We start from the raw sequence: 26,885 nt of genomic DNA on the forward strand, positions 1-26,885 counted from the left end.
CGCTACTGGCGAAACAGAAAACGTAGTTCAGTGGTGGCTGTAGCTCAGTTGGTAGAGTCCAGGATTGTGATTCCTGTTGTCGTGGGTTCGAGCCCCATCAGCCACCCCACCAAATTCGCAGCAAGAGCAAAGGGTTACAAGTTTCGGCTTGTAGCCCTTTTTTCTTTTGAGTCCAGGATTGTGATTCCTGTTGTCGTGGGTTCGAGTCCCATCAGCCGCCCCACCGAATTCGCAGCAAGAGCAAAGGGTTACAAGTTTCGGCTTGTAACCCTTTCTGCTTTTTTGGAAGAAGAAATTCCAAAATTTGAAAGATGTTCTGGCCTGGCCAGGCGATGCGCCAGTTCTGGCGGCAGCGGAAGCTCGCCTCCACTACAACTGTTGAGTGGATGAAGGAATGACGCGAACGATTTGGATTATTCGTTAGCTAGATCCTGTCACCGCTCAGCAGCAACCCACACGCGTCGGCCTCCCGTTCACTGGATTGAAGCGCGACTTGCACACTAGATCAGTTGTAACGCTGCCCAGGCGCATGGTTCGCCAAGTGGGACGCGCCGCCGCTGCTGCAGTGCCGGTGGGTCGCCCCCCAGCGTCAGCTAGCCCACGATCGGCACCGAGACGTTGAAGTCGTCGCCGGTAATCCACTGGCCGTCGTGGCGCGGCAGGGTCACCGCGACCAGGAGGCCGGGCGCTGTTTATGCGCGTCGAGCACTGATTATTCAATGACTGGAACTGAACATAGTTTTGGAATGCTGTATTTGCAGCCAGTATGGCTGGCAGCTGAACTGCTGATAGCACTGATATATTTTAACAATGTGACAATTAGTGACAGTTTTTAATTGCCATTCGTGCTATTTTGCCGGCATACATAAACTGGTCCGGTATAGGCAGCTCGCCATGGCAGTTTATAGAAAGTAATTTAAACAAAATGGCTGCCAAGAAGGATTTACTCACAGCACTTTTATTTCCTGCTTGCCAACCAGTTTTGCTCCAGTTTATCGATACGTCAGGTTATCGTTTGTTTCGGCATCGAACAATATCGCAAATCTTACTGAAGCTTGAATCCATGGCGTGTTAAGGATCGTCTAGTGGGAGCTGCGCAGCCACGCCTGCTCGCCCATACATCAGCTGTTTGATCTCCCCGGGCAACGAGAAACGTGCTCATCGTTTATCTTTCGCCCAATAAATCGCACCTAAAAACTTAATTTTCTACTTACAAGCTAGCTGCACATAGAGGCGGCAGCGCATTCACCACTGGTCCAAAATGAAATCACATATTCCCGAATTGGATTTGCTTCGCTTTGGCGCAGCAATCTCAGTAATGCTTTTTCACCTAGCCTTTCGAGGCGCAGCTGCAGATGGGTTCTCGCCACTTTATTACGAGCCGCTAGCGGCGCCAATGAAATATGGCTATCTGGGCGTCGATCTGTTTTTCATGATTAGTGGTTTCGTCATCATGGTAAGTGCGCAATCGGGGTCAATCGTTAATTTCATTTCCTCACGCCTTTCACGACTGTACCCGGCATTCTGGATCTGCTGCAGCATAACCTTCTGCATCATTCTGCTATCCGAAACTACGCTGTATCCGGCAAAAACTTCTGCTTGGCTTTTCAACATGACAATGATGCCAGGCTCGTTCGGCGTACCATTCCTGGATGGTTCCTACTGGTCGCTTGGGATAGAAATAAAATTCTACGTGCTTATAGCGTGCATTATCGCTATTGGCCAGATTCAGCGAGCCGAATGGTTTATGTATGCATGGCTTGCTGCTGCAGTCATGAATATTGCTGTGCCAATACCTTTCCTTGTCAGCAAGCTAATACTGACATATGCTCCCTGCTTTATCGCAGGCGCTCTTTTTTATTTTGTGCGGCAGAAGGGTTCAACACCACTGCGCTGGACCGGCATTGCTGTCGCGTGGATACTAATGCTGCAGAGGGGTGTAGACATGGCTGGCGAACAGACAGCACATTATGGCGTGGCACATAGTGCCGTCGTAATCTGCTTCACCTTGACAGCATTCTTCGCCATGTTTACTGCGATCAGTCTTCAAAAAACAGGCAGCCTCGCCAAGGCAAAGTGGCCTCTGCTTGGCGCACTTACCTATCCGCTTTATTTACTCCACCAAACCATTGGGTACATAATATTTTCGAAATTGCATGACGCTCTTAATGAGCATCTATTGTTCTGGGGAACGGTAGCCTTATCGTTCGGAGCTGCTTACGTTGTTACGCTCATTGAAGCCCCTTTGATAAGAACCATGCGAAATGGTCTGAGCAAGATTCTCGAACCGGTCGCCAAGTTGGCCGGGCTTGGCACTAAAGTGTCTCCAACGTGAAGTCGACAGAAGCCAGCAGATGATGGATTTCCTTCATGCCTGCGAGTGCATCGCCAGTTGCCAGGGAAGCGCTGATTGACTGCTGGTGGATGAGTACCTGTTGGAACTGTTGGCGGGGCGGAGCGGCGCACTGCGCATCCGCTCGCCGGCACCGCAGGCCAGCGTGCAGGTCAACAGCGCCGGCATCCAGGACTTGCCACGAAATCGCCAGCCAGCATGCTGCATGGCGCACGTTCCTCCGTGCGAAGGCCATATAATTGCCGCCTTCGCCGCACAACCCCGATCATCCGCAGTGGGACTGGCGTACCGCAACCACACTTATTCGATGCACATCGCTGAACAAACCCTCACCCGCGCAGACATCGAAAGCGTCCTCGCCCAAGGCACGCCCCGATTCGAACAATGCAACCTCGATGGCGCCGACCTGTCGCGGCTCGACCTGCGCGGCGCCAGCTTCGCGCACTGTAGCGTGGCCGAAACGTCGTTCTATGCCGCGAAGCTGATGCACTCCATGTGGCAGCGCTGCCGCGGTCGCCAGGCCGACTTCGAATCGGCGGAGCTGACGGATGCGCAATTCCACGGGTGCGACCTGAACAACAGCAGCTGGCGCCGGGCGCGGCTGGCGTCGGCGCTGCTGAAGGGGTGCAAGCTCACCGGGGCGAATTTCGAGGAAGCGGCGCACCTGGCCCTGGCATTCGAGGATTGCCTGCTGGTCGGCGCCGACCTCCGTCGCATGTCGTTTCGCAAGGCGACGCTGGACCAGCTCGATTTTGCCGATGCCGACCTGGCCGGCTGCGATTTCCGCGACGCGGTGTTCCAGGGCGGCAGCCTGCGCAACGCCAACCTGAAAGGTGCGCGCTTCGACAATGCCGATTTGCGCGAAGCCGATCTGGGCGGGCTGAAACTGGCCGATGTGAAACTGTTCCAGGGCGCCCTCATCTCGGGACGACAGGCAGCCGAAGTGCTGTCGGAAATGGGCTTGCGGGTAGGTTGAAGGTGCCGGATGCGGCGCGGCCGTTGTAACGGGGTCTGGCGGATGAAAAAACCCTAAATTGTTGCGATACGGAATTTATTTACCGCTACAATACAGGTATTCCCTCATACCAATAGGCACGACATGTCCGCCCTGAAAGAATTCTCCACGTATAGCAAGGACACCCCTACCGAGCGCCCCGGCATCGACGGTCGCGCGGGCGTGTTCGTGCCCACCGATGCCGTCGATGTTGCAGCTGGCCCCATCCGCGCGGGCGCTGGCATCGTAGGGTTCGGCAATCCGGATGGCACGCTGACCGTCTATTTCGAAGCCAACCGTTTCGACGAAGCCAGCCTGCACAAATGGGAAAACAAGGTGCGCAAGGCGTATGACCGGCTGGTTCTGGTAGCGCCAACAGTATCGAAGGCAAAGATGAATGCCAGCACGCTGGAACTGGTGGGCTATATCGATGGCGCCGGTATCCAGCTCAAGCAACCGGAAAGCGTGACGTCATGGTTGCAGGAGTCGAACGCCCTCGACACGGCACCGGAATCGGCCGTGATCACGTTCGGCCGCCGCTAAACCGCCCCTTTTAACAACAATGCGCAAGCCGGACAGCCTGCGCATTGTCACGAGCATTCCTCCTACAACTCGCCCAACCTTTTGCCGATGACGCCGACAGGCCGCTCCCTTAAGATGCACTTAAGTCAAAAGGAGCCCATCATGGCACGGCATATTCCACTCACCTTCAGCACCATCCTGCTCGGCCTGGTCGGCGCATCCACCTACCTGCTGTGCTCTACCGACATGCTCCACAACGCCACGTTCTTCCTGCTGCACTAAGCGGCAAAGGTTGAATGGCAGGCGATCAACGCCGGCCGCGCCAGCCGCGGCCGTGATGGCCACGCCCACCCCATCCGCCCGAATGGCGGCTCCATACAAAGTCCAGCCCGATCGAAATGGGCGGATACCAGTACGACGGCCCGTAGACCGGCGCCGGCGAATATACGGGTGGCGCCACGTACACCGGCTGCGGCACGTAGGTAACTGCCGGCAACGGCTCGGTGGTATAGGTCACGGAGGATCCGGCGCGCGCCGCGGTGCCCGGTGCCACCGGCGTGACCGAAACGGTGCGCCACTGGTAGGGGTCGACGGGTTGCGCCGCATAGTAGGGCCCCGGCACGGCACAACCGGCCAGCGCGGCAGCCACGAAGGGCAGAATCAACAGGTTTTTCATGGTAAATCTCCTTCCCAATAGAGAACTATAGGGAATTTCCAGCGTGCGCGCCGCGGATTTACACACCGTTACAGCGCCAAACAACACCGCAACATGGCGGCAAAATATGGTCCAGACACGGGGTCAAAAACGGATCGATAACCGGGTCAAAAACGTGATCGACAAACGTGATCGACAAGCGTGACCGAAACCCGTGATCGAGAAGCTTGATCCAGGGCGTCAGCGAGAAGCCGCGCGGCGCCGGGCACCGGGCGGCCGTGGCATCAATGCTTGCGGTCCTGCTTCTTGCCGCCGCCGGCACCTTCCTTGCTGCCGGCCTTGGTATGGCTGGCCGCATCCTTGCCCTGCTTTGCCTTCTTGTTCGAAGGCGAGGATTCCACTTCCGCCTGGGTCGCGGACTGCTTGTTCTGGTTGCCCGTAGATTTCGATTGCGCCATCAGATTCCTCCATCGGTTGATAAGGCAAATCAAATATACGGTATGTTGCAATCATCGAGCGCACGGCCGTTTTTATCGAGCCGCTGGGCGCAGATCTCGAATTTCACGCCATGCTCGAATTCGAGCCGGTGCACTTTCCCGTAAGGCAGCGCCACGCCCTGCTGCACCACTTTGCGGTATTGCAGCGCCGGCACGTCCGTGGGAATCGCCATCGACGTGTGGAAGTTGCGGCGCCGGTCCTGCTGGCGCCGGTGCACGTCGACCGTCACGGCCAGGTCCAGCGCCACGCCGCCCGCCACAAAGTCATAGCGGGTGATGTTGCGCGACGTGCTCAGCACGCCCCATGCGCAGGGCGTCGCCCCTTCCCTGCAGTTCTTGATTTGCGCCAGCGGGAAGTTTTCCTCGTGGCCAGCCAGTTGCGCCAGCGGCCAGGTGGTGCGCACGCCGTCGCGCTTGCCGGACAGCGGATTCGTCCATGTGATGGCATTGATGACCGACACGGTCTGCCCCGCGCGCACCGGGTCGTTCTGGTTGCGCATCATGGAGCAGCCCGACAGCAGCGCGAAACACATCAGGGACAGGCAAAGCGGCGTTTTCATGTCGATTATCGGTCGAGGAATACTCGCAGATTAACAGATGTGCGCCCAGGCAAACAGGCATGCACGATCGGCGAAAAAAAAGCCGGCAGAGCCGGCTTAAGGAGGTAAAGCAAAGTACAGCAGCAGACGCTGAAAATAGCGCTGCGGGAAACAGCGGAAATCAGTCCAGCTTCCAGGCGTAGTCGACCTTCGTCCAGGTCTCCGCGGGCGAGCCATCCTTCGAACCCGGCTTGAACTTGCAGGCGGACAGCGACTTGATCGCGGCCTTGTCCAGGTTCTTGAAGCCGCTCGACTTCTCCACCTTGGAATCCTTCACGTCACCGCCGGACGAAACCAGGAAGGCCATCGACACCGTGCCTTGCTCCTCGTTCATCAGCGAAGCCTTCGGATAATCGGCCTTGCAGTTCTTGCTGTCGAAGGAAGCCGGCACTTCCGCGGCGGAAGCGGCACCAGCGAAGAGCACCGCGGCCAGTACACCCATGAAACGCTTGTTCATCTGATTCCCCTTTATCTAACTGTTGTCAGCTATGTGTCGTGAATGCGGCGGTGATTACAGCGCCCAGACGTAATCGACCTTGGCCCACGTCTGCGCCACGGAACCGTCTTTCTTGCCCGGCGTGAACTTGCAGGCGGTCAGCGCCTTCAGGGCAGCCTTGTCCAGGTTCTTGAAGCCGCTCGACTTTTCGATCTTGGACTCCACCACGTCGCCAGCCGGCGATACCAGGAAGGCCATCGACACGGCGCCCTGCTCTTCGTTCAGCAGCGAAGCCTTTGGATATTCGGCCTTGCATTTGCGGGCGTCGACGGAGGCCGGCACTTCGGCGGCGAAGGCAGTGCCTGCAACGATGGTGGCGGCGAAGGTGGCGATAAAGGCGGCGATCAGGTGCTTGTTCATGTTCTTATTTCCAGAAAAGTTATCGAATTAATTGGTTTATCTCGGTACTGCTTAGAATTCTTCCCACTCGTCGCCGGTAGTGGCGGCGACTGCGGCCTTCTTCGGCTTGACGGGTGCCGCCGGCGCGGCGATGGCCTTGCGGGCCGGCGCTGGCTTGGCAGCTTTCACGACCGGCTTCACGCTGGCGGTCGTCGGCACGGCTTTCGCGGCGGTGGCCACGGCTTCGATCACGGCGCGCTCTTCGCCTGCTTCCAGCTTGAAGATCGAGACCACGCGGGCCAGCTCGCCGGCCTGGTCTTGCAGGCTTTGCGCGGCGGCGGCCGCTTCTTCCACCAGCGCGGCGTTCTGCTGGGTCATGCTGTCCATCTCGATTATCGAGCGGTTCACCTGCTCGATACCGGCGCTCTGTTCCTGGCTGGCGTTGGCGATCTCGCCCATGATGTCGGTGACGCGGCGCACGGAAGCCACCACTTCATCCATCGTCACGCCGGCCTGGCCCACCAGCTTCGAACCGCGCTCCACCTTCTCAACGGAGTCGCCGATCAGCGCCTTGATTTCCTTTGCCGCGCCGGCCGAACGCTGCGCCAGGTTGCGCACTTCGGACGCCACGACTGCGAAGCCGCGGCCCTGCTCGCCGGCACGGGCCGCCTCGACGGCGGCGTTCAGCGCCAGGATGTTGGTCTGGAACGCGATGCCATCGATCACGCCGATGATGTCGACGATCTTGTTGGCCGATGCGTTGATCGAGCTCATCGTGTCCACCACCTGCGACACCACGGCGCCACCCTTGCGGGCCACATCCGATGCGCTGGCGGCCAGCTGGTTCGCTTCACGGGCGTTGTCAGCGTTCTGCTTCACGGTCGACGTCAACTCTTCCATCGCGGAAGCGGTCTTTTCCAGCGACGATGCCTGCATTTCAGTGCGGGACGACAGGTCGAGATTGCCGGCGGCGATTTCACGCGAGGCGGTGCCGATCGTTTCGGTGCCCACGCGCACCTGGCTGACGATGTCGACCAGGCTGTCACGCATGCCCTTCATTTCGGACAGCAGGCTTTCCTTGGCGGCCGCCGAGGTATCGATCGACACCGACAGGTCACCCTTGGCGATGCTGCCGGCGATCGACGCCGTGTAATCCGGCTCGGCGCCCAGTTGCTTCAGCAGGCCACGGGTAATTGCATAAGCGGCGGCCACCGACAGCAGCACGGCCAGCACGCCCATGCCGATCATGAAATTGCGGGCGCCTTCAAAGCCTGCCTTGGCATCGATCGCCGATTCCTTGTTGACCTTGTCTTCCAGCGCACCCAGCTGGTCCAGCGCTTCCATCCATTTCTTTTGCGCGGGGCGGATTTCCTTGATCAGCACGCGGGTGGCGCTCATCGCGTCATTGGCCAGCCAGAACTGCGAAGCGCGTTCGATGGCCGGCATGGCCACGGCTTCATGTTCCTTGATGGCCGCCAGCAGTTTCTTTTCTTCCGGCGACGCTTCGATGGCGAACTTGGCTTCGAGCTTCTGCAGGTCGGCCCGGTATTTCGTGGTCTGTTCCTTGATGCGGGCGAATTCTGGTTCCATGTCGGCCGGATCGGACATCAAGGTCAGCACGCGCAGCGAACCGATACGGTCGGCCACGTTGTTGCGCATATCAATCACGAGGCGTGTGACAACGTTGTTGACGCTGACGACATGGTCCAGGCGATCCTGGATCTGGGCCAGGCGGGAAATGCCTACCGCGGTCACGGCCACCAGGAACACCAGTACCAGTGCGAAACCAAGCGCCAGACGGCTGCCCACGTTCATTTTGCTTAAGTTCATTTCAGCTCTAAGTTGTTAGTGGTTATTGTTAAGCGATGTTCAAGCGGGTATTGCAATCGTCCGCCGCGTCAGCCGTAGCTACATGAACCGTGGACCTCCGACCAGGATTCATTGACTGCGCATGCAAGACCAGGAGAGCGAAAACGCGGAACTGCCTTGGTTTCCATTCCGTCACACATCTGAAGCTTTAGTAATGTGTGTCCATACGGAAAGTATAGTTCTGCGCATTGCTCACGAGCAAGCGGAATCCTACGCAAAAACGCGTATTGAGGAATTTCTATGGGGAAATTACGACAGATCGAAAAAAATGGCCGGAAAACCGGCCATTTTCTGCATTATGTGTACAAAAACGGTGTACCAGGCACCAAAACAGCCATTTCACGACCACATTGCATGGTCAAACCGCGTCGTGTGCTCAACGTCGAAACGCTTCCAGCAGCAGCGCCGGGTCGCCGGCGGCGAGGCGCTTTGAATCCGACAGCGTTTGCCGGAACTGTTTTGCACCCGGCAAGCCCTGCATCAGGCCCAGCATGTGGCGCGTGATCGTGTTCAGCTTCAGCCCGCGGCCGCCCTCTTTCGCCAGCTGGGCGGCAATGTACGGCATCATCGCGCGCAGTACCTCCTCGCGGCTCTTCACCGGCGCATAGTCACCGTAATACTTGCTGTCGAACGTGGCCATCAAATAAGGGTTGTGATACGCCTCGCGGCCCAGCATCACGCCATCCACGTGCTGCAGGTGCACGTCGATCTCCGCTTCTGTCTTGATACCGCCATTGATCAGGATCTCGAACTGCGGGAAATCGCGCTTCAGGCGGTACGCATATTCATACTTCAGCGGCGGGATTTCGCGGTTTTCCTTCGGCGACAGGCCCTTCAGGATCGCATTGCGGGCATGCACGATGAATGTAGTGCAGCCCGCATCGGACACCGTGCCGACGAAGTCGCGCACAAAATCATAGCTTTCAGTCTCGTTGATGCCGATGCGGTGCTTGACGGTCACGTCGATCGACACCGCATCGCGCATCGCCTTCACGCAGTCGCGCACCAGCGCCGGCTCGTCCATCAGGCAGGCGCCGAACGCCCCCTTCTGCACGCGCTCGGACGGGCAGCCGCAATTGAGGTTGATCTCGTCATATCCCCACTTTTCACCCAGCTTCGCCGACGTTGCGAGATCCTTGGGATCGCTGCCGCCCAGTTGCAGGGCCACCGGGTGTTCTTCTTCATTAAAGCGCAGGTGGCGCTCCACGTCGCCATAGACGAGCGCGCCCGTAGTTACCATTTCCGTGTACAGCCATGTGTGCTTCGTGATGTGGCGGTGGAAGACGCGGCAGTGGCGGTCGGTCCAGTCCATCATGGGAGCGACAGATATGCGCCGACCTTTGTAAGTTTCTGATTTCATTGCTTTTTTGGGATTTTGAGCGGGTTTTTCATGCAGCCATTTTTGATGAATTAGCCCGTCTTTTTCGTATTTCCGGGCTCATTTCAGCAAACTTACATCACCATAGCGTCTATACAGAAGCGCGGCACAAACATGGTTTGCCCAAGTAGGACGTACCGGCCACAAGTCGGCAAGCACGTCGTTTTCTATAAAAAGCATGGCTTTCGGAGTGGGCCCGGAGGGTCGGGTCGGAGATGGACGCCAGCGCATATCGGGGTAGTCGAAGCCTCAATTCTATTACATTCGGCATTCTCATCGGCAGTTGCACGACGGAAATAAGAGCTGGCCAGCGATCTGGCTGAGCGCGACCAACAAGCCGGCGATCATGCTGCCGCGATGGAGCCGCCAACTGGTGTCCGCGCCACGGATGTTGCGCAAGTGCTGAACGACCTGGACCGCTCAAGGCGATGGGGAACGAAGGAGTCTGAAGATGCCTGCCGCCGGGCTGAGGAAGTGAGCAGGGGTCTGTTGGAGGGCCTGAGCGCATTCCAGCTGGACAGCGCGGCTTGGCCCAGCTAGAGGAAAGAATCGGAGGAAGTTCGATGAACACACAATTATGCTACTGGCCATCTACAACAAGCCGCGGCTGAGCCTGGACGAAACGTGCCAGGCGCTGGGATCAGCACGGCAACGGGGGCACGCATCGGTCGCGGGAAAGTTCCCGGTGGCCATGTCTGGTAGCCCACTTACTGCCGATGTGCGTGACGTCGCTGATGCGCTGGATCGGCTCCGTGAACAGGCGAAGCACGGGGCGGCCGAGCAATAGTGCACGCGGCCGCGCTCGATGCTGGCTTTGCCATGTATGTCACGAAGTCCTCACGTCCATTAAGGCGAGTAAGTAGGCAATTGCGGCCACGTCTACATACCACGTGGCCTCTTGGAACGCTCGCAGTAGATGGGGACCGGGGCGGGCACCCGGTACCGCACACAGGGAATGCCCAGATGCGGATTTTCCAGTTACCCGCCAGTGCACGTCAGCGCGCCGGAATCTTGAGCACGCCCTTGGGCGAGCTCAAGTAGCGCCCAGTACCGGGACCGCTTTCCTGCACCACTGCATACTCTTCCGATCCCGGGATCGGTGAGTAACTGAAGTACGCGTTCGGCACCAAGCCTGCTACGAGAACGCTTGCTTTGGGATCCAAGGGATCAAAGCGCACCTTGTCCGCAGGCCCGAATTTCGTAGCGAATGCGACGGACTGACTGGCATCCAGTGCCACAGCATCGACACTGAAGTCACTACTGGGCAGGTGCTGGGACGCTGCCACTTCCGGCACGCCGGTTCCATGATCGTTCGGCTCGACTCGCAGCACGTTCATGAAGTTCTGGTATTGCCAGCCCGGTGCACCTTCGATCTCGATGCGCCAGTTGCCGATGTCGCTGCGATCCTCGCTCGCGTCCGTCTGGTCACGAGGCGGGTAGTTCGCCCATGTGCCGTCGGGCTGGCGCACGTTGAATCGGCAGTCGTACCTATCTTCGGTCGTTTTCTCGACGTCCCTGACCTGGGGCTCGCAGGCATGGCCTTCGGCCGCCGTGCCGCCCACCACGCGGATAGTGGCCTGTCGCGGCAACACCGGGTCCACCGTGACCATGCCATCGCCGTTGCGGATACGCAGCGGCGCATTACGGCTGCCGTTGACCGAGTAGATGCCAGCTGTGCCGGTGTGAATCTGGCTGCCGAACGTTTCGGGCCGGGTCACGCTGTGCAGCAGCGAGGTGGCAGGCAGTTTCTTGGGCGAATTGATACGGTCATGTACAACGATGATGGGTTTCTTGCCGCCGTCCTGCCGCAAATAGATAATGTTGCGGCGGAAGCCGTCGACATGGTGCAATTTCTCAGCTACGCCTGATTTGTAGGCTTTGCTTGCATTGCCTGACGTGTAAGCGTATGACGGGGTGTCTTCGAACACAGTGACACCATCGAGCGCGTTCGTGCCGCCCGGCTTGACCTCATCGAGCGTGGGGTAGGCGTAGCCTTTGTACCACTGGCCGCCGTCGTTGCTGAAGGTGGTGCCGCTGCGCTCGAATTTCTCAAGCGGGTCGTACACCACGATGGTGTTGTGGGCGATGGTCCTGCGATTGTAGTTTTCCCAGTGCGAGCTGTAGTAAGCATCATACCAACCGGAATCGACGAGCAGAGGAGCCTTATAGAACAGCGAGAAACTGTTCTGGTCCAGGTGCTGGTGGTTTTCGCTTGCGAAGGACGTCGACTTGAAGTCGAGCAGGACGGCTTCGTCGTAAAGCCAGGTATCGCGCATGAACACATTACCCGCGACTGCGAAATGCGCCGCCAGCGGCAGGTTGTTTGGCTGGGCGGGTGCGCGAGTACCCGGGAAGTACAAGCGTTCCCAGAGGGCCTGCGCGTTCAGCCTGCTGCGGCCGCGTTGGACGTAATCCTTATGGAAGGCGGTAGACACCCCATCCCCGGCGTTAGCGGCCCCGAGCGCCATGTAACCGACTGTGCTGTCCGTTACGCGCGTATCGAAGTAATCGCCGGTCGGGGGGAACGTTCCATCCCAAGCGCTTGCGTCTTCGGAATAGCCTTTTCGCAGGGCGTAGATGTACGGTTTGATAAGCTTGGGGGCAAACTTCGTGTGCTCGTTGATGAGCGCATCCGTTCCCGTTGGCTGCACCGTGTTCCACATGCGCACCCGCTGCAGCAATTCGCCGCCGCTTCCATAAGCGAAGAGGGAATGGTGGCCGCCATCCTGCGAAATGTACTCACGGGTCGGCAGGAAGCCGTAGGCGCGATCGCCAACCTTGAATGCCTGGTGGCGATGCAGCGTGTCGATCATCGGCATGACCATGGCTTTCGTTTCCCCATCGGCGATGGCGAGCAGGCCGAGGGCAGTGGCATGGTTGGCACTGCCGTTATGGCCGGAGATATAGAACCTGCTTATGTCGGCAGTAGAGGCGCACTCGATGGTTGCGGTGCTGGGCTTGAGCCCAATCTGGTTGCCGCACGCCATGCCTATCAGGTCCATATGGTCAGAATTAGTCCCGGTGATATCTTTGCGGACAGTATCGATGATCGTCCGGCGGATGTCCGACTTGTCCGCGTCTGGCAGGTAGGCATACAGCCAGTCGTAGATCAAGGCCAGGGCGCCGACCCGCGCACCCATTGACCATTCCCCATTCGATTCGACCGGAACCGTGCCAATGAGCTTCACGTAGTGCTGCGCCGCCTGGCCAAATTTCGATTCGCCCGTCAACTGGTAAGCCAGGCCCATGTCGGCTCCTGCTTGCGTTACTACGGCCCGATTTCCGGTCGCCACATTGCATACACTGCTCGAATTGCTGGTGGGGACCACCAGGCTGCAAGCCTGGATTATTGCAGCCGTTTTGGTCGCGTAGTCAATGAAGCGGTAATGGGCTGCCTGCAAGGTCCAGTCGAGGTTCGCGCCGCTCCACTTCTCTCGGTTCTCCCCGTCCAGTACCTTGATGTCGACGACTTCTTCGTTCACACGGCTAACGAAATAGAATTTCTGTGGTTTAGCGGGGTCTGGCGCCCAACCCGTTCCCGGCAGCGAGCGCGACGTGCCGCCATTGCTTTGCAACGTTCCGCCGGTAACCGTGATTGACAGGAATTTATCTGGGCCGTTGTAGTGCATTTTGATCGATGCCGTTTCGCCCCTTCTCAGATCTACTCGTTCGCCGACAACCCATGTCGTCGGACCGGTCTTAAACCCCACCTGGTAGCCGATCGTCCCAGCAGTATCCCAACCGTCGATATGGCGGATGAACAAGTGGCTCGATGAATCTTCCCAGTTGCCGAAAACGATGGCATCCTGCAAGTCACGGGTCTTGTCCCTTGCACCCGGCTTCAGTGTCACAACCACGGTGCCATAGTTAGCCGGCAGCAGGTTCGTTGGAAATTCGGCCTTGAGCGCGGCGAAATCGCTAGCAGTCGCGTAGAGGCGTGGATGATCTGTTCTGATATCGAGCGCGCTAGCGGGGCCGACGGAGCCGATGGTGGCAACAGCCGCCATCGTAAGCATGGGAATAAGACGCATGCGGGGCATGATGATCCTTTGAAGGGAGAAAACGCAAATATTATCAAATAATCATGCACTTAACCCAACAAAATGCCACTATTAAATAGGCCGTCGACGGTTTGTCGCTATTTATGGAGTATTTGCGGGATAGCTCTTGACGTCAGTGCAGACGTTAGAACTATTGTGTCAGTAATGGCTGCTAGGCATTTTTTACCCACTTCGGTGACGCCAGCACTCCACCTATCTGATCAGGTAGCGAAAAAATTGCAAACAGGCATGTCGAAGCGTATTTAATAGGCGCTCGTTACACCCTCGAGTGTCCGTTTTGAGGGCGAGGCGAACATTCCAAATCGGGAACCGCCAACAACGCTTTAGCCACACTGCATCAAATTTACATCAGCAGAGCTACACCACCAGCATCCTTAAGGCTTACTTCTTCTGTTTGGTCCAGTTGCAAGTACGCTTTTTGGTATTTTGCGCGACCACTAAAGAGAAATTGCGAAGAATTGCGGATGCCTTCGATTAGGGAACGCGAAGGAAGTTGGGTCGCTGAAGTTTGGCGCATTGGCCACAAATCAATCAGCAAGCCCTCCCTACAAAGTCATTTGCATCCGAATGGGCCCGCAAGGTCGAGGGCGATATGGTTGCTAGTCAGTATCAGGACAATCAAAGCCCGAATTCTTTACTTCCGGCAGCATCATCGACAGTTGCACTGCGGAAATATTCACAATTCGGCTATTTGGGAAGAACCAGGCTGCGGTCCTGAAAACACTGCGATCTTCCTTGGGCAACATGCCGCTGTCTGGCTTGACGTCGGATCGGCTGACCGAACACGTCAACGCCCGGCAGGCTACCGGCACGGTGGCGTGACGGTGGGGATCGATCTGACCTATATCGGCGGTATCCTCAAAACGGCTGCCGCCATCTGGCGAATGCCGGTAGCCCAGACCGCGGTGACGGATGCGCGCGCGCGCCTGGCCCACCTGGGCGTGTCGACAAAGTCGAAAGAGCGCGCTCGCCGCCCGACCGCCGAAAAGCTGGGCCAGCTGTGTGAACACTTCCGAGCGAAAGGTACCTGCCAGCGGGTGCCGATGCCCGACATCATCCGATTTGTGGTGGCCACGGCAATGCGCCTGGGTGAGATCATCAATCTCAAATGGGCGGACCTCAATGAGGCCGACCGCGCGATAGTCATCAGAGATCGGAAGCATCCTACGGAAAAGGTCGGCAATGACCAAGAGGTGCCACTGCTCGGCGAGGCATTCGACATCGTGAAGCGGCAGCCCACGACCTGCGATCGCATATCCCCGGTCATGCAAGCCTGGTGAGCAGCCAACGCTCAATTTGGGGCCTAGCTGGCTGAATATATCGAACGCGGCTTTTTGGAGATAGATCCCGACGTGCTACCCATGCGCGTCTCCATCGAATCTGCCGACCGCGCTCTACGGCTATGGAATGCACTGCTCAGGGCGTGCGAGGCACGCTAATTCCGTGTCGAAATCAGCAGCCGACACGTCAAGGTAGGCGACGGGGTTGATGAGGTCGCTCTGCGGCTGTCCGAGAATTTTTCTCCAATCAAGCAGCCTGCCAAGCGCGGCACGAGCGCCATCTTGGTGCGACGGCCGCCCGGCAGCCTACGGATCTTCGTTACCGAGACCAAGATCGAGTACGGCGCCGATCGACGCTCGAACAGCAGCTGAATGATGTGATGGTGCGAATCCATCGCGCCACAGTGCGCCGGGCTGCTGCATATGCGGAACAGCAGCAACGCGATGAGGCCGCCGCCAAAATCAGGCGCAGGGCCGCGCCGCTGCGACGGAAGCGGCGCGGCTGCGAGGCGAGGAGCGACAACGCTTGGAAGCCGAACTGGCCGCGGAGGCCGAGCGTGAGCGGATGCTGGTGGCAGAAGCAAGCGCCTGGCGTGACGCTGCGGCGACCGTGCATATGCGGCGTACATTGAGGCTGTAGCCGCTGTCAGTGGCAGCGAGCCCACGCCGAATCTCAAGGACTGGCTGACCTGGGTCGATTCAATAGCCGGGCACCTTGACCCTACCAGTGAGCGGCTAGGACAACAGTCGAAGCCGCCCGAAAATTCCAATGCCAACGCCAAGTTTCAGGCCGCCTTACTACGGATTAATACGTACTACTCCCCCATGAATTGAACTAAGGTAGGAACCAGTCGTACTAGGCTTGAGCTCTACCCAACCATCCTGCCCCGGACTCGTCAGCATGAACTTTGCGTTCTTGGCTAAACCGAACACCAAGGTCCGCCCTGTCGAATTGGAATCAGGCTTCCAGCGAATATTCGTCGCTGGGGCAGCACTACTGCTGAAAACAATGGTCTGACCATCTTTCATTTTTACCGCAACGCCACTGATATCTTGCGAAAGTACAACGGCAGCATCACTTATATCGGCGGCACCATCCGGCTTTTGATCGACATCAGCCACGTGTAGAACGTTTAGGAAATGCTGCGTCGAACCTGCTGCTGGGGGAGTTTTTGGCGAGATTTGCATACGCCATGCGCCCGTGTCAGTGGTGCTTTGAGCTGTCATTCCCACCCCGTCACTTGGTTCCAGTATCGCAACATTGCGCCAAGACAATGTTCCATCAGCCTCTTTTGCACGCACGAGGAATCGGCAGTCCGGATTATCCACACTGGCATCTTTATTATAGAAAGAATCATGTGCTTGCTTACAGCTTGCTCCATTGGTGCCACCAGAAATAATTACGCTAGCATCAATAGGCAGTAAGGTTTGTACTGTTACCATTCCTTTTTCATTTCGAACTGTGATTGGATCCACTTTATTAATGAATGGCAGTCTATAACGGCCTGGCTCGCCGGGAATTGCAATAGGAGTTACCGTGCTCGAAGGCTCAGTTGCAGTATGGAGTAGCGACGTGATTTCCAGATTATTTTTAGTGGGCCGGACACTATCAAATACGAGTATTTTTGGCGGTCCGGCATTATCATCACGACGTAAGTAGACAATGCTACGAAGGAACCCGGCAGCGCTGTCAATTTTATTCGGCAGATAGGCCTTGCTAGCATTTCCCAAAACGTAAGAAAAAGTACCACCCTCCTCGAAAGCAGTCACGCCGTCGAGCCAGTTAGAGCCAGCAGGCTTGTTCGGTTCTGCAGCTTTAATCTGATCTAAACGAGGATTGAATGTACGAGCACCTAGCCACTGTCCGCCATCATTTAATAAATACTTCGTATCGTTCAACTTGAATACTTCGCCCTTATCGAACATAGTGACCGTATTATGCGCAATAGAACGAATGTAGTAATTGTGCCAATGATTACTTCCATACTTATCATATTGACCTGAATCGAGCAAAAGAGGGGCTTTATAATAAAGCGAGTAACTATTTTGGTCCATATGGTGGTGATTGATACTAATGAACGATGTCGACTTAAACTCAAGCAACGTTGTATCGCTAGGTGTCCATCTATCCCGCATTAACACATTGCCGCTTACAGAAAAGTGGCGCGACAAAGGCAGTGACGTTACAGGATTGGAGGTAGTAGGCTTTTTATACATCAAGCGTTCCATTATCATTCCTGATTCAAGGCCTTCAGCCACACGGTACGGATGGATATCGTTCCAGTAGAACTTGGCCGCGTGTGCGTCTCCGTTCGTATTTGCTCCTATAGCTGCCATCGCAAGAGCGCCTGTCGCCGATGCAGTGAATGGACCACTGTCTCCACGGGCCGGGAAAGAGCCATCGGCTCGAACCGCGTAAATGTAGGGATATACCATATGCGGTGCAGCTACAGTTTCCACCACCTTTGCCGGCGCTACAGGCGGCTGTAGGGCGCGACGCCAAACCGCCAATCGTTCCGCGTTCTCTCCCCCGCCTGAGCCATAGCCGAAAAGCGCGTAATTTCCACCATCAATGGAAAAATAATCGCGCGCCGGCACATATCCTTGAGCAAAGTGATCATAGATTGTATTGAGCAGTGGTTTCACATCTGGATGTTCTTCAACAATCGCTAGCAAGCCCAGTGCTGATCCGAAATTACCACTGGCAGAATGTCCACCAAGATAAGTGTCAGAAATAGTCTTGGCTCCAGGAGTACCCGTCCAAGTCATTTCAGGATCAGTATCACACTTGAATGCCGTATTAGAAAGCGGTTGATTGCCACACGCGTAATTGACTAGATCCGATTGGGAAGCAGTGTCATAACGAATGGTTTCCTTAATTTTAGCAGCTAGTTGATCGCGTTTGGGCGAGCCGAGTTCGTCATAAAGCCAGTCATAATAAATTCCTAATGCCCCGACGCGTCCGCTCATACTCCATTCTGGGCTATCGGATTCATCATCAACTACATCTCCTACTGGCGTATTTAAGATCAGTTCAATGTGCGTCTTCGCGGCATCCAAAAATTTCTGTTTCTTGGTAAGCCGGTATGCCATTGACAACCATTCGGCTGGTTCTGTAATCGCATTTCGGCCACCACGCCTTGTGTTACATTCTGTATCATTCGAGTCATCAACTTGCTGAGGGCAAGCTGCCAATCTACCGACCGCTCGCTCCGCTCGCTCCACATAGCTCCGCCACGCGCTGGCAAGCGGAAGATCAAGTGTTTGGCCTGGGAACGTCAGCAATTCGGTCTTAGACCCGCCCACAGCTGCAAGATCGGTTACCCAAATATCAGAGAGCACGGTACCCGCGAGTGGGCGAAAGAAAAATGGTTGATCTTTCGGTGCCCAGTTACCTATCGAACGGGAAGGTAGGATATTACTACCTACTTTAAAGGTAGCTGTTTGTGTGCTCGTGTTATACCCGACCACAAAATCGGATCGAACGCCAATAGGAATATCGAATACTTGCTCTAAATTATTCCCCGTTGCACCTTTAAAAACAACATACAGTCTTGTAGTATTCCCCCCGCCACCGTTACTATAATGCACGACGTAAATCGAGTTTGGACGGTCTCTATCGCCGAAAATACTGATTGGGGGACCGCTTACGCTTTTCCATGCTACAGGGGTAATTGAAAATCGAAGTTCCCCTGCTACTTTTGGCAGATCAGCTATACCAGTTGCAGCTTCTGACTTCATCCGCTGAAAATCAAGTTTTGAACCGTATAAGCGTGGATGACCAGGATTCACTTCGGAGGGCAATCCTGCCCAAGCACTATTTGGACACACGGCAGCAAATGCTACGGATATGGCTGTCGAGACATCCATTGCTTGTTCATTGGGACTCCTTTGGTAGAAATGAAAAAATGATAACAAGTATCCCAGCACACTTTCTCACCAATTGTCACAATAATCCTTGTCAAACGAAAAATTTTTCAATTGTTGTATTAGTGCTCTACATCGTCAAACTATGGTAAAGAATGGAGTTTGCACTCGTCCATTTACGCGCAAATGCAAGGCGCAGTCGCTTCTCTCTCAAGGGAGCATGGAATGGCTACTGCCGAAAATACGTGTCTTTGATAAATACTGTACAAAGCACAGTATCTCAGCGTGGCAGATGGGTTCCCCTCTTTCCAGCTAGCGCCGCTTGGCGGCACACGCGGTACTGCCTGGCGACCTGGACCAGCTTCGTGGTGGTAGCGCCGAAGCTGGCGTCATTCAGCAGAGTCAGCTCCGGGCACGCTGCGATCACCAGGGGATCCGGGCCGACCGGTGAGGGCTTCGTTGATGTTGCGCAGCTGGTCAGGGTCATGCACGCAATCAGCGCCTGGAATCGACGCAGGAATTGCAGACCGGTGTCCGAGCCATTGATGTAGCGCAAGTGCTGAACGACCTGGAGCGCGCGGGCCACGAAGATGCAGCAGATGTGCGCGAGGTCGCGGGCCGGGCCGCGGCGGTGATTAGAGGTTTGCTAAACGGGCTGAGTGCATCACAGTTGAGTGAAGTGGCCGGGCCGACTGGCGGCCGAGAACTGGAGGAAGTACGATGAACACCCAATTTATGCTGCTAGCCATCTACAACAAGCCGCGGCTGAGCCTGGACGAAACGTGCCAGGCGCTCGGGATCAGCACCGCGACAGGATACACGCATCGATCGCTAGGCAAGTTCCCTGTGGCCATGTCGGGTAACCCACTCACTGCGGATGTTAGGGACGTTGCTGAGGCACTGGACCAGTTGCGCGAACGAGCAAACATAGAGGGGCTGAAAGCCCGCACCACACACCGATAAACCAAAAATTAGGCCACGGCATTGGTTATTAATTAATAGCAATGCTACGTCGTTCAGTAGACTATGGCGGCCGAGGTTGGATAACTATCTCATCACAAATAGACGAAAAAAGGAATATTTGTGACGGTATTTCCACAACCACTACAGACTGTTGTATTTTTTATATCGCCGTCGGGTAGTATGTCATCTCCCTCACTCTCGAGACTAACTATGCGAACCCGCCCAATCTTACGTACCATTACGTTGACACTTGCGTCCGCATTTACGATCAATTCTTACGCTGCCCTTCCGTTCGAGCCAAAAACCACCCATCCCTATCTATATGCAAGTGCTGACGACGTAGCTACATTGCGTGCGAAGGTTGGGCCATTGACAATGCCGCCAGTGGGCAAGATCGAAATTAAGGTCAAGCCGGCAGTGCAGTCGGTTCTTGACCTCAACGGTTTGCCCATGAAGATCGATCCTGACAGTTCGATCCTCATGGGCAGCTTCCCGGATGATATTAATCATTTCTTCATCCGCAACGTTACTCCGCAAGGGGCTACCCAAGCCAAATTCCATGTTCGCTTCCGAGAAATGAGCGAGCCTGAGGCCCGACCTTATCCGGACCTCGTACTTCCATTGGATCGTCCATCCACCATCACTGTAACTTGGGATACGGCAGCCAAGACTATCATTGTGGCGGCGGAAGGAAATAACCCCATTACGTTGAACAATGCAAATTGGCAACCACGTGCTGATCATTTGCACTTTGTTGGCAATAAAAACCAGCACGTAGTATCGCTGAAAATGTCTGATAAAGCAGGAAACGTTCTCTGGGATGGCACCGAACTAGATTGGGACCTTGCCGCCGCGTACTATGGTTTCACGCGGTTTAGCGCCCCTCAGACAGTAGCAACCGTTACGGCGTGCAAAGTACCAATGCCAACGAACAAAAGTGACCCGTGTAACGTCGCAGAGGCGGGCCGTGGCTGGATATTGTCGCCAGCTAAGAGGCTTGCACTTGCTTATAATCTGACGAAGGAAGATCGATATTGGGAAGCCGCTAAGTATTATGCTAATCACATCATGTTGAATACGAACCTCGGCGCTGGTGGCGAATGGTCAATGAGTGCGCGAGTCGCGGCACTCGGTGTGTTGTACGATGCATTTTACGACAAATTTAGCGCTGACGATAAGAAGAAAATCCAAGATACGATTATACAAACGATTAAAACGGATATCGCTGCGGCTGACCTGATCAGTATGATTTGCGGTAGCGGCTCTCTGTCCGGCACTACCCTTGCATGCGCCGGCACGCCTGACATCTCGCGTTTCTACATCTCAGGTCACCATGCCAGCGCGATGACAGGTGCTGCTATTGGACTCTTGGCTATCGCCAATGAACGTTCTGAAGTGGATCCAATGCTGGACACGATCTACGATCATCTTGTCAATGGTCTGCTGCCGGCGCGTGAATATATATCGGGTGACGGGGGGCACCAGACCATGTTCGCATATAACTCCACCGTGGGCGAAGTGGCTGAACGGCTGGTCTTGTGGCGCCGTGCATTGAATACGAATGGAGCGCCTATCCTGCAGACGAGTTTCATGTCCAAAGTGATTAATCCATATATCGATGGGCTCCGAGCCGGCGGCGGCTTCCCAGCGACGGGGGATAATTTCGGCCTCAGTGTTGCGGAAGAGGGTGTTGGTTACATGGCCTCAGTAGCAGCGAGTGAAGGGAACGGCCATGCGACTACGTTCTATGAAGATCAGGTCAAACGGTACCGTAGCAGGATTTCTCCGAACGCTCTGTGGGAAGCCTTGTATTTCCCCGAACCAAAAGAGCCTCGCGCGGACGTGAATGACCGAAAACTTTCGGCACGCTACCAGATTGCCGGTAATGTTTTCATGCGTGACACCTGGGATTATGAAAACGCAACGCTACTAGACTTCAAGTCCAGCACCTTCAGTAGCGAGAATCACCAGCACCTCGACCAGAATAGCTTCTCGCTGTTTTATCGAAAGCCGCTGCTACTCGATTCTGGCGCCTATGATGAGTACAATACGCCTCATTGGTACAACTATTACCGCCGCACTATAGCCCACAACAGCATCGTTCTTTACAAACCCACTGAGACATACAAGCACAATAACTCCGCCACGGAGTATTCCAATGACGGCGGCCAATGGTACAAGGGCGAAATGTATCCGACGTTGGATGAGATTAAGCCAGGCGCGAAGAATGCGTTACAAGGCATTGCGCGCTACGAAGACCACGATAGCTATGCATACGTAAGTGCCAATGCCGCGCAGGCGTATCAGGCAGGGAAGCTTGACCCGATTGACGGATTCCGCCGTCGTATCGTGTACTTGCGTTGGCCAGGGAAAAAGCCAGTGGTGGTCGTACATGATAGGGTGCATGCGTTGACACCGCAGCCGGCGGTATCACTACTGCATACGGTAGCGAAGCCAGAGACGGCGGCGGCCGTCTCGGTAGGATACGACAATGCCGATGGTCGGTACACCTTGCAAGGCAATACCAATCTGCCGATTGTAGTGCGCAATCACCCTTCAAATTTGACGATTGAACCATTGCTGCCAAGGAGACCGCATATCAAATTTGTTGGCGGTGCGCCGAACGGAGCAACCACGTGTGAAGACCAAGTCGTCGATAAGGCTGAAATTCCGGACCTGACAGATTGCCGTTTCACCGTGCGGAGCATGGTAAACGGAACGCTGCAATGGACGAATTTTGCACCGAGGAAATCGTGGACGACCGGCAAGTCCGATTTTGGCGCGTGGAGAATTGAGATTTCTCAAGTGCCGGAAGGCCAGACGTCTGACCACTACCAGTTCTTCATGAACGTTCTGCGCGTTGGGGACGAAGGAGGTCCGGTAGCTGCAACTTCCACGCTGCTGACGAGCCCTGATCTCAGTGCGAATGCGGTGACAATCGATGCAGCCACTTCAGTCGTCTTCGCTACAGACTTTTCTACCACCAACAAGCTCCGGTGGAAGCCTGTCAACACTCTTGAAAATGTCGTAGTAACGGGGCTAGTACCATCCGCAATATATCAGCGCGTGTACGACTCAACCGCAAAAGAATGGATCTTGACGAAGGTTGCTACGGCAGGCAGCAATACACTTACCAGCTCTAGCGAAGGCGTCATTTACACATCGTTCGCAATCCCCTGACGCGGAGCTGGCTGCGAGTGTAGCGGCCGGCCTGACTACTCTATCCTTGTCAAGCGGTAGCGCAGTAATTGGCGGCAAAGTCGTATTGCTCAGGCAGCTTTAGCTTGGTCGCCAACAACTCAAGACTCTGCACAACGGATCACATGGCTCACTTGGTGGGCCATTTATTTTTCAACTAGTTTCGCATCACTGCATCAAATTTACATCAGTCGAGATGCGTCACCAGTATTTATAAGGCTTACTTCGTTTCTTCGGTCCAGTCCATCACGGGGGCCACAGACAGACGCCTACCCTTATAAGTACTTGATTTCATGAATTAATATGCCATTTTCCAGGCTTTAAAAGCTCCGCAAATTTTGCTGCATTTGCGGATTTGTATGTGTTTGCGCGTTCACTACAGAAAATTGCGGAGAATTGCGGGATGGCTTCAATCAGGAAGCGCGAAGGAAGTTGGGTCGCTGAAATTCGGCGCACTGGCCACAGATCAATCAGCAAGTCCTTCCCCACAAAGTCACTTTCATCCGAGGGGCCCGCAAGGTCGAAGCCGAAATGGATGCTAGTCAGTATCGGGAAAATCGAAGCCTGAATTCTATTACATTCGGCACCCTCATCGACCGTTACCCGACAGAAATAGTAGCAATCGCCCATTGGGCAAGAACAGGCATGCACGCTGCAGCGCCTCTTTATGCACGCGGCTGTAGAGCAAGTCGTGAGAGCCCATTCCGCTGTTGCCGACCAGATCCGTAAGGTCCTCGGCAATAGCAAAAAAGCCCGCTTACCTTTCGGGGCGGGCTTCTATATGCTCCAAGGCTAACCTGCCAAGTGAGCTATCCGGACGTGCGGGTGGCTCCCCATGTGAAGCGCCCGGCAGATCGAATTGTAGAGCTAGACTCTAATCCAATAGAAAATTTAGTCAAGGAAATTATTGGCTGTTGGAATTTTTCACAGCTGGGTTACGTTACTAGTTTCTTGCAATCGTTGCGCTACTCCAACGCAGCACACGGCGCCATTCCATCACAAGGTATTATTGTTGTTTATTATTTAATGATGGAGACTACATGCGCTCGATCCTTGCTGCCTTTTTCGTTACCCCGGCTTTGCTCTCGCACCAAGTCGCCCTAGCAGACACTTCCTTGTCAGTACCAGCATTTACTCTCGGCATCTCCTCATACTCTGGTCGCAATACCTATTTTGAACATTTGGACCAGCCATATCCCCCGGCTTCCTTTACGCTCTCGTCGACCAACCAAACGTCGACTGTAATCAGCTTGGATAGCTTCCAGGACGTGCTCCACGTAGCGAATGGCGGTAAAAATGGCTCGGGCGGAGGCCAACCTTGGCTATCATGGGTGGAAACAACTTTGAACCTGCAGGCTAGCGATGGCTACCAGATTACAGGTGTTGCATTTTCCGCCTCAACGTACGCGATTCACAAACGACCATTCGTGCCGAGCAATGCAACTAATGTTGAATCTGGCCCGCACATTAACCATGCTTGGTCCAATGCTGCCATTTCAGCGCCTGGAACCTCGGGTCCGCTACCCGAGCTGTACCATGTCGAAGGCTTCACGACGCCAGTGGCCGTGGGTTGGAACTTGTCGAATACAACCGGTTTGAGCAACATTGACCTCATCATGGAGGTTTGGGGTACTGTCCGCACTGGTGTCACCTTTTACAATATCGGTGGTGGTGAGCAGGGCGAGCAAAAGGCGTACGGCACTACGGAGTTGTACTACGTAAATCCCATGCTGACGGTTTATACGGCGGCACTGCCTGTCCCTGAGCCCGCCACTTACGCCATGTTCGCCACCGGTGCGCTTGTGCTGCTGGGCACTCGCCGCCGTAAGTCGTCCTGATACAAAAAGCCCGCTGACCTTTCGGCGCGGGCTTCTGTGTGCTCCAAGGCTATCTGCCAGGTGAGTTTATCAGACGTGCGGGTGGCTCCCAACGGGAACCACCCAGCGAGTCTAATTGTAGAGTTGCATTCTTATTCCAACAGGAAATTTAGTTAAGGAAATTTATTGACTGTTAGAATTCTGCACAGCTGGGTTACGTCACTAGTTTCTTGCTATCGTTGTACTACTCCAACGCAGCACACTGCGCCATTCCATCACAAGGTATTATTGTTGTTTATTATTTAATGATGGAGACTACATGCGATCGATCCTTGCTGCCTTTTTCGTTACCCCGGCCTTGCTCTCGCACCAAGTCGCCGTAGCAGACACTTCCTTGTCAGTACCGGCATTTACTCTCGGCATCTCCTCTTACGAAAGTGACAATGAGTATATTAATCTTTTGAATCAGCCAATTCCTGCGGCTTCATTTACGCTCTTGTCGACCAGCCAAAAGTCGACTGCCATCAGCCTGGATAGCTTCCAGGACGTGCTCCACGTAGCGAATGGCGATACAGATGGCTTGGGCGGAAGTGGACATTGGCTATCATATGTGCAAGCAACTTTGAACCTGCAGGCTAACGAGGGCTACCAGATTACAGGTGTTGCATTTTCCGCCTCAACCTACGCGATTCACAAACGACCACCCGTGCCGAGTTCTGCTATTAACGTTGATTACGGCACGCACATCAACCATGCATGGTCCAATGCTGCCATTTCAGCGCCTGGAACCTCGGTTCCGCTACCCGAGCTGTACCTTGTCGAGGGCTTCACGACTCCAGTGGACGTGGGTTGGAACTTGTCGAATACGGCCGGTTTGAGCAACTTTGACCTCATCATGGAGGTTTGGGGCACTGTCCGCACTGAGGCCACTTTTTACAATGTCGGTGGTGGTGAGGAGGGCCAGCGAAAGGTGTACGGCACTACGGAGTTGTACTACGTAAATCCCATGCTGACGGTTTATACGGCCGCGCTGCCGGTACCCGAACCAAGTACATGGGCAATGCTGGGCATTGGTCTGTTTGCCATTAGTGCGCGGCACCGCCGCGCTGTCATGCGAAACAGTTAACACTGCTATCCACGGGCTTGAAGAACCTTGCTGCCGCCAGTCGGTAGCGACAGAATCATGCTGCGCACGCCCTGGCGGATCAACGCGCGCAGGCCTTCGACGCTCTCGACTTGGTACCGGCGCAGTTCCAGCAGCTGCTTCATGCCGCCCTCTGGACGGCCAGCGCCGGCAGGATTTCAGCAGTGGACTCGACGCTAAACGCCAGCCGGACCTTCGCCACGAGATCGCCCCGGTAGCCACTCTTGACCCCGTCCCGGTGACAAGCCGCGCTGGCGCTATCGCCAGCGCGGCTATTCCGTACAGCATGACGCTGCACGGATCGCGATTTCGTCCATTACGGTAACTCGGTCACACACCGGCTCAAGCCAAGGTCGGACTTCCCACACTCATCTATCCTCTGCCGTTCACCGCAGCGTCGCTTGCCACATTTCGGCATCCCCACTGTTGCAGAACAAGTGCCACAAGCGCATAGTTTGAGCTGCATCAAAACATTTCATCTTGTCCTGTACACCGTGCCTGATCGACTTATCATCAGCTACTCAGGAGGAGACACCATGCAAGACGACAAACTGATTACTTGTCGCAGGGTGAATTACATACAAGCTGCGATGGTTCAAGCGGCCATATCGATTCAGCAGGCGCACGGCATTGAGGCGGCTATCGCAGTACTGCGGGCTGAAAACCTTTCGCAGGCGGTCATCGATCGCGTGCTGTCACCCGGCGCCCGCAAACGGGTCTGGCCCTATTCTGCTCTGGAAAGGCCTGCGTTGATACCCGATCGGTCCCTGATGGAGCCGCTGGCTTCGCGCAACCACGCCTGAGTTCGACATTCGATGTGCGCAGCCGCCGGCTCCGGCGGTCACCAGTCTTG

Annotated in this window: 19 protein-coding genes and 1 tRNA gene; 10 read left to right on the top strand and 10 right to left on the bottom strand. The window is 55.5% G+C overall.

Features of this window, described 5'->3' with window-relative positions:
- Window positions 1-33 precede the first annotated feature (33 nt).
- The 4 genes from EWM63_RS07090 to EWM63_RS07110 all read left to right on the top strand — a co-directional run bounded on the left by EWM63_RS07090 (window position 34) and on the right by EWM63_RS07110 (window position 3,890).
- Window positions 34-109 (top strand) — tRNA-His (locus EWM63_RS07090).
- Window positions 110-1,261: 1,152 nt separating this feature from the next.
- Complete coding sequence (locus tag EWM63_RS07100; RefSeq protein WP_130185897.1) at window positions 1,262-2,335, top strand: acyltransferase family protein; 1,074 nt, start codon at window positions 1,262-1,264, stop codon at window positions 2,333-2,335.
- A 100-nt stretch (window positions 2,336-2,435) separates the two neighbouring features.
- A complete protein-coding gene (locus EWM63_RS07105) occupies window positions 2,436-3,329 on the top strand; it encodes a pentapeptide repeat-containing protein (RefSeq protein WP_307720833.1) in 894 nt (297 codons plus the stop codon).
- 123 nt (window positions 3,330-3,452) lie between these two features.
- Window positions 3,453-3,890 carry a hypothetical protein gene (locus EWM63_RS07110; protein WP_130185898.1) on the top strand — a complete coding sequence of 146 codons (438 nt, stop codon included), beginning with the start codon at window positions 3,453-3,455 and terminating at the stop codon, window positions 3,888-3,890.
- A gap of 286 nt (window positions 3,891-4,176) precedes the next feature.
- Here the strand turns inward: EWM63_RS07110 and EWM63_RS07115 are convergent, their stop codons facing one another.
- The 8 genes from EWM63_RS07115 to EWM63_RS07145 form a co-directional block, all read right to left on the bottom strand.
- The gene (locus EWM63_RS07115) at window positions 4,177-4,545 is read right to left on the bottom strand and encodes a hypothetical protein (RefSeq protein ID WP_130185899.1); all 369 of its coding nucleotides are present in this window, start codon (window positions 4,543-4,545) and stop codon (window positions 4,177-4,179) included.
- Window positions 4,546-4,808: 263 nt separating this feature from the next.
- Window positions 4,809-4,982 carry a hypothetical protein gene (locus EWM63_RS31710; protein ID WP_165390772.1) on the bottom strand — a complete coding sequence of 58 codons (174 nt, stop codon included), beginning with the start codon at window positions 4,980-4,982 and terminating at the stop codon, window positions 4,809-4,811.
- Window positions 4,983-5,011: 29 nt separating this feature from the next.
- The gene (locus tag EWM63_RS07120; RefSeq protein ID WP_130185900.1) at window positions 5,012-5,581 is read right to left on the bottom strand and encodes a hypothetical protein; all 570 of its coding nucleotides are present in this window, start codon (window positions 5,579-5,581) and stop codon (window positions 5,012-5,014) included.
- A 160-nt stretch (window positions 5,582-5,741) separates the two neighbouring features.
- On the bottom strand, window positions 5,742-6,077 hold the full coding sequence (locus EWM63_RS07125; protein WP_130185901.1) for an energy transducer TonB: 336 nt from the start codon (window positions 6,075-6,077) through the stop codon (window positions 5,742-5,744).
- 54 nt (window positions 6,078-6,131) lie between these two features.
- On the bottom strand, window positions 6,132-6,476 hold the full coding sequence (locus tag EWM63_RS07130) for an energy transducer TonB (RefSeq protein WP_130185902.1): 345 nt from the start codon (window positions 6,474-6,476) through the stop codon (window positions 6,132-6,134).
- A 51-nt stretch (window positions 6,477-6,527) separates the two neighbouring features.
- Window positions 6,528-8,285 (bottom strand): methyl-accepting chemotaxis protein, encoded by a 1,758-nt coding sequence (locus tag EWM63_RS07135; RefSeq protein ID WP_207221257.1) that lies wholly within the window; start codon window positions 8,283-8,285, stop codon window positions 6,528-6,530.
- Window positions 8,286-8,700: 415 nt separating this feature from the next.
- Window positions 8,701-9,684 (bottom strand): tRNA dihydrouridine(20/20a) synthase DusA, encoded by a 984-nt coding sequence (gene dusA, locus EWM63_RS07140; protein ID WP_130185903.1) that lies wholly within the window; start codon window positions 9,682-9,684, stop codon window positions 8,701-8,703.
- A gap of 1,013 nt (window positions 9,685-10,697) precedes the next feature.
- Window positions 10,698-13,742, bottom strand: coding sequence for a heparinase II/III domain-containing protein (locus tag EWM63_RS07145; protein WP_130185904.1), 3,045 nt, complete (start codon window positions 13,740-13,742; stop codon window positions 10,698-10,700).
- 839 nt (window positions 13,743-14,581) lie between these two features.
- Here EWM63_RS07145 and EWM63_RS31715 point away from each other — a divergent pair.
- Window positions 14,582-15,043 carry a tyrosine-type recombinase/integrase gene (locus EWM63_RS31715; RefSeq protein WP_165390773.1) on the top strand — a complete coding sequence of 154 codons (462 nt, stop codon included), beginning with the start codon at window positions 14,582-14,584 and terminating at the stop codon, window positions 15,041-15,043.
- Between the two features lie 798 nt (window positions 15,044-15,841).
- On the opposite strand, the gene EWM63_RS07155 is transcribed toward EWM63_RS31715, so the two are convergent.
- Complete coding sequence (locus EWM63_RS07155; RefSeq protein WP_130185906.1) at window positions 15,842-18,913, bottom strand: heparinase II/III domain-containing protein; 3,072 nt, start codon at window positions 18,911-18,913, stop codon at window positions 15,842-15,844.
- Window positions 18,914-19,630: 717 nt separating this feature from the next.
- Here EWM63_RS07155 and EWM63_RS07160 point away from each other — a divergent pair.
- From EWM63_RS07160 to EWM63_RS07175, 4 genes are all read left to right on the top strand, one after another.
- Window positions 19,631-19,873, top strand: a complete 243-nt coding sequence (locus tag EWM63_RS07160) for a hypothetical protein (protein WP_130185907.1) — start codon at window positions 19,631-19,633, stop codon at window positions 19,871-19,873.
- Window positions 19,874-20,083: 210 nt separating this feature from the next.
- Window positions 20,084-23,053, top strand: a complete 2,970-nt coding sequence (locus EWM63_RS07165) for a heparinase II/III domain-containing protein (protein ID WP_165390774.1) — start codon at window positions 20,084-20,086, stop codon at window positions 23,051-23,053.
- Window positions 23,054-24,111: 1,058 nt separating this feature from the next.
- Entirely contained in the window at window positions 24,112-24,909 is a 798-nt protein-coding gene (locus tag EWM63_RS07170; protein WP_130185909.1) for a PEP-CTERM sorting domain-containing protein, read from the top strand.
- 298 nt (window positions 24,910-25,207) lie between these two features.
- Complete coding sequence (locus EWM63_RS07175) at window positions 25,208-26,014, top strand: PEP-CTERM sorting domain-containing protein (RefSeq protein ID WP_130185910.1); 807 nt, start codon at window positions 25,208-25,210, stop codon at window positions 26,012-26,014.
- Window positions 26,015-26,019: 5 nt separating this feature from the next.
- Here the strand turns inward: EWM63_RS07175 and EWM63_RS31720 are convergent, their stop codons facing one another.
- Window positions 26,020-26,157 (bottom strand): DEAD/DEAH box helicase family protein, encoded by a 138-nt coding sequence (locus tag EWM63_RS31720; RefSeq protein WP_165390775.1) that lies wholly within the window; start codon window positions 26,155-26,157, stop codon window positions 26,020-26,022.
- Between the two features lie 411 nt (window positions 26,158-26,568).
- Between EWM63_RS31720 and EWM63_RS07180 the strand changes: the two genes are divergently transcribed.
- Window positions 26,569-26,835: a hypothetical protein gene (locus tag EWM63_RS07180; protein WP_130185911.1), complete on the top strand. Its 267-nt coding sequence runs from the start codon at window positions 26,569-26,571 to the stop codon at window positions 26,833-26,835.
- Window positions 26,836-26,885 lie beyond the last annotated feature (50 nt).

Source organism: Pseudoduganella lutea, from assembly GCF_004209755.1.
Taxonomy (GTDB): Bacteria; Pseudomonadota; Gammaproteobacteria; order Burkholderiales; family Burkholderiaceae_D; genus Rugamonas; species Rugamonas lutea.